Source organism: Pseudanabaena yagii GIHE-NHR1, assembly GCF_012863495.1.
Lineage (GTDB): Bacteria > Cyanobacteriota > Cyanobacteriia > Pseudanabaenales > Pseudanabaenaceae > Pseudanabaena > Pseudanabaena yagii.
Genome location: NZ_JAAVJL010000001.1, coordinates 407,451 through 419,751 on the forward strand (window position 1 = coordinate 407,451; position 12,301 = coordinate 419,751).

The window sequence follows — 12,301 nt, forward strand, 5'->3', positions numbered from 1 at the left end:
GAAATTCACTTTGTGAATTTCTTGATTCTCTTGATTCTATTTAGATTTCTTCTAGTACTTTAAAGCGAACATGATTGAGAGCTAATTCACCAATGGAATAGGGCTGAGGTTGAATCGTTTCAAAAAAGATACCTTTGCCAATTTCCACATGATACCAAGGAAGTCCCATAAACCAGCGCGTAGGATAGGGGCGATCGCCTGTATCATCAGGATTTGATTCCATTGGCAACCAACCGATACTAGGAATATAGAATTCAATCCAGACGTGGTTATAGTATTGGTGTAAGGGAACGTTCAACATCAAGTCGCCATCATGGGGACATTTATAGCGTCCGACGGTGCGACAGGCAATTCCATTCAATCTTGCAAGAGCGAGCAGTAGCCCGACATATTCCCCGCAGGAACCTGTACCTCTAAGCAAAACTTCTTCTGGAGCCGCAATATATGGTGTGACACGATAGGACAGTTTATCATACACATAATCGCGAATTAGCAACATTTTTCGCAAAATATTAGTCTCATCACCGACGGCTTCCTTGGCGGCGGCTTGAATGATCGGATTGTCCATGCTCAAGCCATCATCATCAATGAGATAGAGCTTCTGCATTTCAGGAGATAGATCTGGTACAAATTCCACTTCACTATCCTTGAGTTCATATTTGATACCATGCAGTTCCAAAGTCGCTTTCCACCCAAACATACGTGATTCTTCGGGTTTGAGATTGCCAAGTTTAAACGCAGCAACCTTCTGTCCATCGACAATTTCTTCCTCAAAGGGAATGCCAATTGGCTCGATCGCTAATAGCTTTTGGCGATAGGTATCAGTAGGATAGGCAACTCGCCATGTGAGGTTATAGACAGAAGTCGGTTCCTCAGAAGAGAGTTCTTCGAGATAGATCATTTCCACCTTGTAACCAGAGGTGAGCGTGTAATTTAACTTCCCATCTTGGTACTGATCAAACCTCAATCGATGAATAAAGGTTTTTTCACGGGCTGCCACGGAAAATGGCTCATCTAAATCGTTAGGACTTTCGCGAATGTAATTCTCATCGCCTGAGTAAACCACATATAAATCATCTCCTAGAAATCCTAATCCCATCGGATTGGGGAAAGGTGTCAAGCCACGTTGCAAAATTTCGCCAGACTTTGCCTTGAGACGATAGACAGTTTCTTCTGTGCGATCGCTTACCCATAATTCTTCACCAACCAAGGTAAGAGCCTCAAAGCCTGCTCCGGGAGCATCCATAATTCGCAGTAAGGTGCGGGTAGCACGCCCAAATACAAAGATCTTGCCAACTTCGCTAGAACTTACATACACACCACCTTCGGATACGGCAATACCATCAACCCGATTTGGTAATTCCATAAATGGCTGTAGATCAAAGTCAACTAGATCGCAATAATAAATCCCATTGTCCTTAGTAATCCACAGGGTATCTCCTGCGATCGCTAAACCTGTTGCGTCTCGAAACTGTGCTGCCGTGTAATTATTCATTACCGTTGCGCCTTCGGAAAATGGATCGATTTTGAGGAGATGTCCTTGATAGGCATCAACACAAATTGCGTAGGGTTTGCCCTGATTTGTATTATTATTCGCATCGGTTTGCCACACTAAACCGTGAAGGTTATAAGCGCCAATGGGATAAATCGTGCTTGGTAAGCTAGGCATAGGGTATTAGGCAGGTGGTTTGACTGGTGATTTAGAAAGATGCTGGACTTTCCACAAATTTTGATCTGACTTCAAAAGCAACATTACTTCCGTAGCGAAGGTAACAGTAGTTAGAATTGCACGCTGAGTGTGTAATTTCTGAAAGCACAATAATTTTTTAAAATTGTCTTTTCATCTGATACAAAACGAGAGCTTATGCCAACTGTATATCGGGCATATCGGGCGGCACAAGCTCCTGTTTTAGTTTTGAGGAAGCACACCCCGAAGTGGTGCACTTCCTTAAAACATTTAGGATTGCTATATTTTAGTCGCAGCTATACCTAACTCAGGACAATTAACGATCTTTTGTCCTGACCAATCAGTAAATGTAGTTTCATTAAGATAATGGCGGGGTGTTTGCAGGAGCAGTTTCCATGCATGCTTAGCATCTATCAGATTAAAGCGATCAGGATAATGCGTCAGCAATAACTTTTGTACCATCGGATAATAATCTGGATTCATGCCAGGGAAAATATGATGCTCCGTGTGATAGGAAAAGTTGACATGGAGGATATCCAAAATTTTGGGTACACGAATAGAAACAGTGTTGACTAAAACATCATTGACACTAGTCATACGGCACAACAAATGATGGGTCAAAATATAGAAAATGGCGATCGCATATCCTATCCAAATTGGTAAGAAGTAACCAAATAGTATCTTCAGAGGAGAAAGATGTAAGCTAGCTAAAACCGCTATATGGATACCAAAGATTACTAAAGTTTCACCAGCGATCGCAATTCTATCTTTATCACTAACACTGAATGTTGCTACAGGGTATGTGGCAGCACGATTATTAAAAAATAAGATCGAAGTTAGATGGCGAAACACGTACATTCCCCAAATATGCCCTAATCCGATTACTAATAGAATTGGATTAACTTCCGATGATGGAAGAAACACATTTTGCAGCCATTTGCCCCAAGTATTCGGTTGTGAATGTGAATAGTTGCGATCGGGATCTTGTTCAGAATTAGTTTTATTATGATGTTCGCGATTATGCACAGCTTTCCATAAAGTTGGAGACATCCATAGCATCGCAAAGCCTAAGAGACTAAGGGTTTGACGTAGCCAAGGTGCAGTAATTATAGAACTATGTAGTAACCCGTGGGAACTAAATCCCAAAGTCGCAATGCTATTCCCCATAACGATCGCAATTGGTAAATATAGCCAGAGATATTGCCAAGCCCACCGATCTAGATAAGATGCGATCGCCCACCCCACGATCAAGAGCATCAAATTAATTAATAAAATCCAAACTTTGTTGGAATCTGGGAGAAAAGCCTCTGCGGGAAGAAATGGACGCAATTTTTTGGCATAGTCAGCCTGTGTGATCAAGACTGATTGATCGACAAGATTATTATTCATTATTCACTGTGTAAAGTTCTCACAGATCGCTATGTTGAAAAATTTTGCCAAGCAAAATTTTTCAACATAGCGAGCCATAGGGTCTCAAAAATCCCCATTAATAGACTTACCATATGAACTAAAGTTATATTTCACGATATATTCCAGATTTCGCTTAAATATCTGTAATTTCTAGCTAAATTTACTGAGAAGTTTTAAAATAGTCTGAGTACGTGGCGTAAGCAAAGTTTTTCGATAGGCATCAGCAGCTTTTTTAATGGCATCGGCTTGGGTGGGATAGGAATGGATCACACCAGAGAGAGTATTTAATCCCTGTTTTGAGGCGATCGCTAAAGTAATTTCGCTAATCATTTCCCCTGCATGACGTGCCACAATTGTTGCCCCAAGAATGCGATCGGAGCCGCGTTGATGCAAGATTTTGACAAAGCCTTCAGTCTCGCCATCATAAATTGCGCGATCGACGGAACTAAAAGGAATCTTAATTTCATCGGTTTCTAAGCCTTGTGCTTTGGCTTCCTTAGCGTATAGACCCACATGAGCAATTTCGGGATCGGTATAGGTCACCCAAGGCATGACTAAATCACTGAGCTTACTTTTGCCCAAACCAAAGGGAGAAAAGAGCGTGTTTTTAATTACGATTCTAGCCGCAGAATCCGCAGCATGGGTAAACTTCCAATTCATACAAATGTCCCCTGCGGCGAAAATTCGGGGATTGGTCGTTTGCAGATAGTCATTGACGACTACACCACGCTGTTTGCTGTATTCCACACCCACAGCTTCTAAATTTAGTCCTTCCACATTTGGCGATCGCCCTGCACCGACGAGAATTTCATCGACTTCTATTTGATGGTTAATTCCATTTTGTTGATAATGGATGATTTTGCCAGTGCTAGTTTTGGTGATTTGAGCGATCGCACAGTCCAAAAGCAAATGCACACCTTCACGCAGAAACACCTGTTGCACAATTTCAGCAGCATCCGCATCTTCGCGATCGAATAAATGCGAATTTTTGTGCAGTAATGTCACTTCGCAACCTAAGCGTTGAAAAGCCTGTGCTAATTCACAACCAATTGCGCCGCCACCAATGACTGCTAGTCTTTTGGGTCGTTCAGTGAGTGAAAATACATTTTCATTGGTTAAATATCCTGCTTCGGTAAGTCCTACTATTTGTGGATCAGAGGCTCTTGCACCTGTGGCAATTACCGCTTTTTTAAAATTTAATTTGATGTTTAATTTGATGTTATTAACAGCGATCGCATTACCATCAATAAAACTGGCGGAACCAAGAAATACATCAACACCAAGATTCCGAAATCGCTCCGCCGAGTCATGGTGACTAATGCCAGCACGGATTTTTCGCATCCTCTCCATTACGGCAGCAAAATCGATATCAATATTCTGAGGTGAGTTAATGCCAAATCTTGTAGCATCACGGATGTCGGCTACCACTCGCGATGAACGAATTACGCATTTAGAAGGAACGCAACCAACATTGAGACAATCCCCTCCCATGAGATTCTTCTCAATTAGCGCCACTTTCAAACCTAAACCTAATCCCGCCGCTCCTGCTGCGACAACCAATCCCGCCGTTCCTGCGCCAATTACGACCAAATCATAAAGCGCCGCAGGTTGAGGATTGACCCAATCTAAAGGATGCACATTTGCAATCAAATCACGATTATATGCATCCACTGGCTGAATGAATTCTGCATAGCGATCACTGGAATTTTCTGAGGATTGAGTCATGACTTGATATTAGGGAGATAATGATAAATAATTGTTGAGATAACTGAAATCTTGCACCCTTCTAAAAAGGGGTTGTGAAAAGACGAGAGATGTGAACAAAAGGGCATATTTAAATAACGATATGGAAACCATCGTTGCTATAGTACTTACGCAAAAATGCCCCGAAAGTCTAATTTTACCGTAGAGGCAATTCATGAATTGCCTCTAGATCTCGTTTTTTTGAGTAAGTCCTAATATAACGTCAGTTCGCCGCAAATGGAAAATGGTAAGAATCACTAAGCGATTCTTACCATTTTCCATTTGCGTTGTGCTTCGCATGATGCAAATTGCTATATCGAATTCACGTTAATATACAAGAAGGCGGATTAGGACACTTCAATCAATTATGGCTAGTAGCGATCGCTTTCTCCCAATTCAAGGCTATCAACTAGAGCAGCAAATTTATGCAGGTAGCAGAACAATTGTCTATCGAGGCATAAGCATCGCAGACAGACAGCCTGTCGTGCTGAAAATATTGAGAAGCGATCGCCCGACCCATCAAGATTTGCTACGGCTGCGAAACCATTACACAATCGCCCAAAGACTTAACTCCCAAGGCATCGCTAAACCTATAGGCTTAGAAAACTATGGCAATGGCTATGTATTAGTAATGCCTGATGAGGGATATATATCTCTTTCAGATTACATCTCAGGTAATCCTCTGGATCTAACCGAAGTTTTAGCGATCGCGATCCAACTGGCAACAATTTTGGACGATCTCCATCATCAGTGCGTGATCCACAAAGATATCAACCCCAGCAATATTCTGATTGAACCGATTACGAAACAGATTAAAGTAACTGATTTTGGACTAGCGACATTACTGCCCCACCAGACGCAGATCCTAGTTAGTACAAATATCTTAGAAGGTACACTCGCTTATATGGCTCCCTGCCAAACAGGACGGATGAATCGGGGAATCGACTATCGCTGTGACTTTTATGCTCTAGGCGTAACTTTGTTTGAGCTATTGACAGGACAATTGCCATTTCAGTCAGACGATCCCTTGGAAATAGTGCATTGTCATCTTGCTAAGCCCGCACCACTTGTCAGCGAATTGAAACCAGAGATCCCAGAAGCGATCGCCCAAATCGTCTTTAAACTAATGGCAAAAGATGCAGAGGCACGTTACCAGAGCGCATTGGGTTTAAAGCACGATCTCGAAGTTTGTCTAAATCAGCTTAACCAAACTGGAAGCATCACTGAATTTACAATTGGCGCAAAGGATCTCAGCGATCGCTTCACGATCCCCGAAAAACTCTATGGAAGGGAAGCCGAAGTAGGGAGTCTCTTAGCCACCTTTGATCGAGTTTCCGAAGGTAATAGCGAACTAATGCTAGTAGCGGGATCATCGGGCATCGGCAAAACCGTAGTCATAAATGAAATCCATAAACCCATAGTGCAGAAACATGGTTACTTCATCAAAGGTAAATTTGAGCAATACAATCGCAACATCCCTTTTTCCGCCTTTGTACAAGCTTTTCGCAACTTAATCGGACAACTGATGAGTGAAAGCGACCATCAACTGAAAGTATGGAAAACCAAAATCCTTGACGCAGTGGGAGAGAACGGGCAGGTCATCGTTGAGGTGATCCCAGAACTAGAAGGAATTATCGGCAGTCAACCCAACGTTATAGAACTATCAGGAAATGCGGCTCAAAATCGCTTCAACTTACTGATGCAAAAATTCATTCAAGTTTTTGCCACGCCTGAACATCCCCTTGTGATGTTTTTGGACGACTTACAATGGGCTGATTTATCTTCATTAAGGTTAATGCAACTATTGATGCAAGATGCAAGATATCTATTGATGGTGGGAGCCTATCGAGATAACGAAGTATCGCCAGTTCATCCATTGATGATGACAATATCAGAAATGATCAAGACAGGCGTAACCGTGAACACAATTACTCTGCAAGCATTGAGCCAAGCCAATATACATCAATGGATTGCTGATACCTTGATTTGTGATTTGCCCAGCGCTTTACCTTTGACAGAATTGGTATATCAAAAGACCGCAGGAAATCCCTTTTTCTCAATGCAGTTGCTCAAAGCTTTATATGAAGAACAGAGTATTACTTTTAATTGGGATTTGCAAAATTGGCATTGCGATATTGCTCAAGCTAGACTGACTCATGCCGATGATGTGGTTGAATTTATGGCAAGCCAATTACAGAAGTTGCCTTTAGAAACTCAGGATGTCCTCAAAGTGGCTGCTTGCATTGGCGCTCAGTTTGATTTGCAGACCCTAGCGATCGCCTCTCAACAATCTCTAGAAAGTGCAGCACAAGCACTATGGCAAGCTTTAGAAGAAGGTTTTATTATTCCTACGACGGAAGACTATAAGTTCTTTACGCAGACTGATACGAATGTTGATACGCCAACTGATGCGAATGCAACTTATAAATTTCTGCACGATCGCGTTCAGCAAGCTGCTTATTCGCTGATTCCAGAGGAGCGCGAAGCAGAAATCCATTTAAAAATTGGTAAATTAATTCAACAAAGTTACTCAAAAATAGAACTTGAAGAAAGGCTGTTTGATCTAGTTGGACACTTAAATCAAGGTCAATCATTAATTACTGAAGCAATGGAGCGAGAAGCCTTGGCAAAATTAAATCTTAAAGCCGCAAAGAGGGCGAGAATGTCTACAGCCTACGCCGCCGCAAGGATTTATCTTGAAAAAGGAATTGGTCTGCTACAGGAGAATAGCTGGCAGTATCAGTATGAATTGACTGTGGATTTGTATCTTACATCCGTTGAGGCAAGTTATTTGAGTGGAGACTTTGCAGGGATGGAACAACAAGCGGATTTGGTATTACAGAAGGCGCAAACTATTGTTGATGAAGTAAAAATCTACGAAATCCAAATTGCGGCAAAAACCCTACAAAGTCATGTCTTAGAAGCCATTGAAATTGGTAGAAAAGCATTACTCCTATTGGGGATTAATCTCCCGAATGAATCCAATGAAGTTGAAGTTGCTCAAGCGATGCAAACTCTGGCTAAGCAACTTGAAAACATCCAAATTGCAGACTTGGTTGATCTACCCTCTACAAACGATGCCCAAACTCAATTTGCTATGCGAATTATGGGAATCTTGTTTTCCCCAATCATTCAAGGGATGCCGAGCTTATTACCTTGGCTTGGCGCAACAATGGTAAGTCTTTCTATCCAATCTGGTAACACGATAGCCTCAGCGATCGGATATGCCATTCATGGTCTAGTAATGTCGGCATTTCTGACAGAAACAGTTATAGGTTACGCTTTTGGAAAGGTAGCTCTAAATTTACTTGAAAAATTTAATAGCACCGAGATTAAGTCGGTTGTGATGTTTCTATTTGGGAACTTTGTTCAGCCTCACAACGAGCCATTGCTAGCGACAATTCCAATGTTGAAAGCTGCTTACAATGCTGGGATCGAAATTGGCGATTTTATGCACGCTGGATTTTCTCTGGCTACCTACAGTAATTCAATATTTTTTAGTGGTGGAGAACTGGAACTTTTTGTTCAAGACATGGCTACCTACAGCGTGAAATTGGCTCAGATCAAACAATCTTCTGCACAAGCCTATATTAATTTAGGAAAACAAACAGCCGAAAATTTGATTAAACCAGTCAATCATCCCCATATCTTAATCGGCGATACTTACAATGAAGCGGTAATGCTGCCTAAACAGCAACTGGATAATGATCAAACCGCGATCGCTGAAACCTATATTTATAAACTGCTATTAGCTTACTATTTTGGTAATTATACGGATGCCATTCACTACGTTAAGCAAGCAGAGCAATGTCTCATCGCCGTGTCAGGATCATTCTTTGTTCCTATTTTTCATTTTTTTGCAGCCCTAACGCATCTAAGACAGTTTCCTGCTCAAATGGAAGTAGAGCAATCGGAAATTCTTTTAATGGTGCAGAAACATCAAGACTTTCTCAAGAAAATGTCTCTTAATGCGCCAATGAACTATTTGCATAAATGGCATTTAGTGGAAGCAGAGCGATATCGCATTTTGGGCAATAAAATAGAGGCTATTGAATATTACGATCGCGCGATCGCTGGCGCAAGAACTAACGGCTACATCCAAGAAGAAGCGCTTGCCAACGAACTCGCCGCGAAGTTTTATCTTGAGTGGGGCAAAGAAAAAATCGCTCAAGTCTATATGACTGAGGCTTATTACGGCTATGTGCATTGGGGTGCATCCGCCAAAGTCACCGACCTCGAAAATCGCTATCCCCAACTACTCGCGCCGATTCTTCGAGACTCCCTTGGCGCTTTCCAGAAAAAATCTATAAGCTCTTCTGGCAATACCTCTGAAGCAATCGATTTAACGACTCTGCTAAAAGCATCACAAGCAATTTCTGAAGAGATAGAGCTTTCAAAACTTTTAGATGCGCTCCTAAATATTGCCAATATTAATTCTGGAGCTGATAAATGTGTCTTACTCTTGCAATCAGAACAAGAGTTGCAAATTGTCGCGCTCGTGGAATCTGGAAAACCTTCGCAAATCTTCTCATCCCCCCTATCCTTAGAACACAGTGAAGATATGGCGATTGGTATCGTCAATCAGGTCAAGCATAGTTTAGAACCCATAGTTTTGAGTGATGCCCGACAAGATGTCCAATTTGCAAGCGATCGCTACATCCTCAAATATCGACCAAAAAGCGTTCTATGTATGCCCATTCTCAAACAAGGCAAGTTAATCGGGATTTTATATTTAGAAAATAGCTTGACCATAGGAGCATTTACCAGCGATCGCCTTGAATTGCTAAACCTAATTTGTTCTCAAGCTGCAATTTCCTTAGAAAATGCCCAACTCTATCAAACACTGTATGAGAGCGAAAATAAATTCAGAACGCTAGTGGAAGGAGCCAATGACATGATCTGGGCTGCAAATTCTGATAGCATATTTACCTATCTGTCTCCCCAATTTCAGACCATGTTTGGTTTACCCATTGATGAATGGATAGGACAGTCCGTAATGAAATTGATTCATCCTGATGACTTAGACAAGGCTATTGCGCCTGCTAGATTGGCACTAGAGCAAGGAGAGAAGCATCAAAACATAGAATTCCGTCACCTATGCCAAGATGGTAGTTATCTATGGGTAACACTAAATATGTCCCCCATCTTTGATGTCAATGGAAGTGTGATCGGGCTGCAAGGGATTTTGCATGATATCAGCGATCGCAAAAATTTAGAAAAAGAACAAACACGTTTGTTAAAAATTCTAGAAGCATCTTCAGACTATATTGGTACTGCTAGTCCAGATGGTGAAATTACTTGGACAAATCAAAGATTACGCCAACTTCTAAAACTGGAGGAAAACGAAGCTCTAGCATGTCATCGGATACAAGATTTCCATCCTCAATGGGCTTTAGATCTAATCTATCAAAAAGCAATCCCTCAAGCAGTTCAACAAGGTTATTGGACTGGAGAGACAGCAATATTGACTCCAGAAGGACAAGAGATTCCTGTATCGCAAGTTTTGATGGTACATAAAGCTCCATCAGGCGAACTGGAATACCTCTCAACGATTATGCGTGATATCAGTGAGCAAAAAAGAACAGAGGCAGCTTTACAAGCATCTGAATTAGAACTACGCAGCTTGTTTTTGGGAATGGATGATGTTGTCTTTGTGGTAGATCGAACTGGAACATATCTCAAGGTCGCCCCAACTAATGCAGACAAGCTCTACCTATCTCCTGATAGACTCATTGGCAAAAGTATTCAAGAGATTTTTCCACCCGAACAATCTGAGCAATTTCTATCAGTAATCAGGAACACTCTAGACAAGCAAAAAACTCAAGAATATGAATATAGCCTGTTGATCCAAGATACAGAATTCTGGTTTAGTGCAAGATGTTCTCCCTTGAGTGAGCAATCGGTCATTTGGGTGGCTCGCGATATCAGCGATCGCAAAAAAGCAGAAGAAGATATGCGAGATAGCGAAGAACGCCTGCGTCTAGCACTAATGGCTGCGAATCAGGGACTATACGATCTCAATCTGCAAACTGGCGAAACGATCGTCAGCCCTGAATATGCCACCATGTTGGGGTACGAGCCAGCCGAATTTCATGAAACAAACGCCAAGTGGATCGAACGGCTGCACCCAGACGATCTAGAGCGAGTTGCTGATAATTATCGAGCATATGTGAATGGAGAAATTACTAATTACATCGTAGAATTTCGACAACGCACTAAAAATGGTGACTGGAAATGGATTCTTTCCTTAGGCAAAGTTGTCGAATGGGACGGGCTTGGGCAACCTTTACGGATGTTGGGAACTCACACAGACATCGGCGATCGCAAAGCTGCGGAAGCCCAACTCCAACAACAAGCCAAACAACTCGAAGAATATACTCAGACTCTAGAACAGAGAGTAGAAGAGCGCACCCAAGAACTTTCGCAGGCTCTATCCAATCTTCAGTCCACCCAAGCAGGACTAATTCAATCTGAAAAGATGGCCGCCTTGGGACAAATCACTGCTAGCGTCGCCCATGAGGTCAATACTCCTCTAGGCGTAATTCGTGCAGCAACGGGCAATATCATCGAGGCAAGCAATGCCTCCCTTCAGCAACTGCCCCAAATTATGCAAAGCTTAACTTCTCAACAGCAAGTAGAATTTATCGCTCTAGTCAAGGCAGCAATTCAGAAACCTCAATCCCTATCTACCAAAGAAGAACGACAATTGCGACGACAACTGCAAAGCGAACTAGACAGCCAAGGTATTGCTGATGCTAGAGGCATTGCTAATCAACTTAGTCAGATGCAATTAGGTTCCGATCTACATCTTTATCAATCTATTCTGCAATCTCCGAAATGTTATGAAATTTTACAGGCGGCTTACAAACTGTTTTTGCAACATCAGAGTATTAGCAGCATTCAGCAGGAAGTTGATCGCGCCGCAAAGATTGTTTTTGCACTCAAAACATACAGCCATTGCAGCAGTGACGCTGAAGAGAAAAGTCTGATCCAAATCAGCGATGGCATCGAAATCGTCTTAACGTTATATCAAAATCGTTTGAAACAAGGAATAGAGGTGATTCGTAAATATGCGCCAGTCCCCGATCTCCTATGTAATCCAGATGCGCTTACACAGGTGTGGGTTAATTTAATTGACAATGCTATCTATGCGATCGGTAAAACGGGGACTTTAGAAATAGCGATCGCCTCTCAAGATGGAAAAGTAATAGTTGAAATTACAAATTCGGGCGCTGCAATTCCCGAAGAAATAATGCCGCGACTGTTTGAGCCATTTTTTACAACCAAGCCGAGAGGAGAAGGCAGTGGACTGGGCTTGGATATAGTGCGCCAAATTGTGCAGAAACATGGTGGTAGTATTTATGTCAGAAATCAGTGCGGAGGGGTCACATTTTCAGTTGTTATTCCTGTATCTGAATATACAAACTAGCGATCAGGAATTAATCCCACTGCAAATCTAAA

General features: G+C 42.0%; 4 protein-coding genes. 1 reads left to right on the forward strand and 3 read right to left on the reverse strand.

Annotated features, from left to right (window positions below):
* Positions 1 to 40 precede the first annotated feature (40 nt).
* From HC246_RS02010 to HC246_RS02020, 3 genes are all read right to left on the reverse strand, one after another.
* Positions 41 to 1,669 (reverse strand): transglutaminase-like domain-containing protein, encoded by a 1,629-nt coding sequence (locus tag HC246_RS02010; protein ID WP_169361932.1) that lies wholly within the window; start codon positions 1,667 to 1,669, stop codon positions 41 to 43.
* 297 nt (positions 1,670 to 1,966) lie between these two features.
* Entirely contained in the window at positions 1,967 to 3,076 is a 1,110-nt protein-coding gene (locus tag HC246_RS02015) for a fatty acid desaturase family protein (RefSeq protein ID WP_169361933.1), read from the reverse strand.
* 171 nt (positions 3,077 to 3,247) lie between these two features.
* Positions 3,248 to 4,822: a mercuric reductase gene (locus tag HC246_RS02020; RefSeq protein ID WP_169361934.1), complete on the reverse strand. Its 1,575-nt coding sequence runs from the start codon at positions 4,820 to 4,822 to the stop codon at positions 3,248 to 3,250.
* Between the two features lie 385 nt (positions 4,823 to 5,207).
* Here HC246_RS02020 and HC246_RS02025 point away from each other — a divergent pair, with 385 nt between their 5' ends.
* A complete protein-coding gene (locus HC246_RS02025; RefSeq protein ID WP_169361935.1) occupies positions 5,208 to 12,269 on the forward strand; it encodes a PAS domain S-box protein in 7,062 nt (2,353 codons plus the stop codon).
* Positions 12,270 to 12,301 lie beyond the last annotated feature (32 nt).

Coding starts and splice junctions, on each gene's coding strand:
- HC246_RS02020 (WP_169361934.1), bottom strand. CDS start 4,822: ATGACTCAATCCTCAGAAAATTCCAGTGATCGCTATGCAGAATTCATT.
- HC246_RS02010 (WP_169361932.1), bottom strand. CDS start 1,669: ATGCCTAGCTTACCAAGCACGATTTATCCCATTGGCGCTTATAACCTT.
- HC246_RS02025 (WP_169361935.1), top strand. CDS start 5,208: ATGGCTAGTAGCGATCGCTTTCTCCCAATTCAAGGCTATCAACTAGAG.
- HC246_RS02015 (WP_169361933.1), bottom strand. CDS start 3,076: ATGAATAATAATCTTGTCGATCAATCAGTCTTGATCACACAGGCTGAC.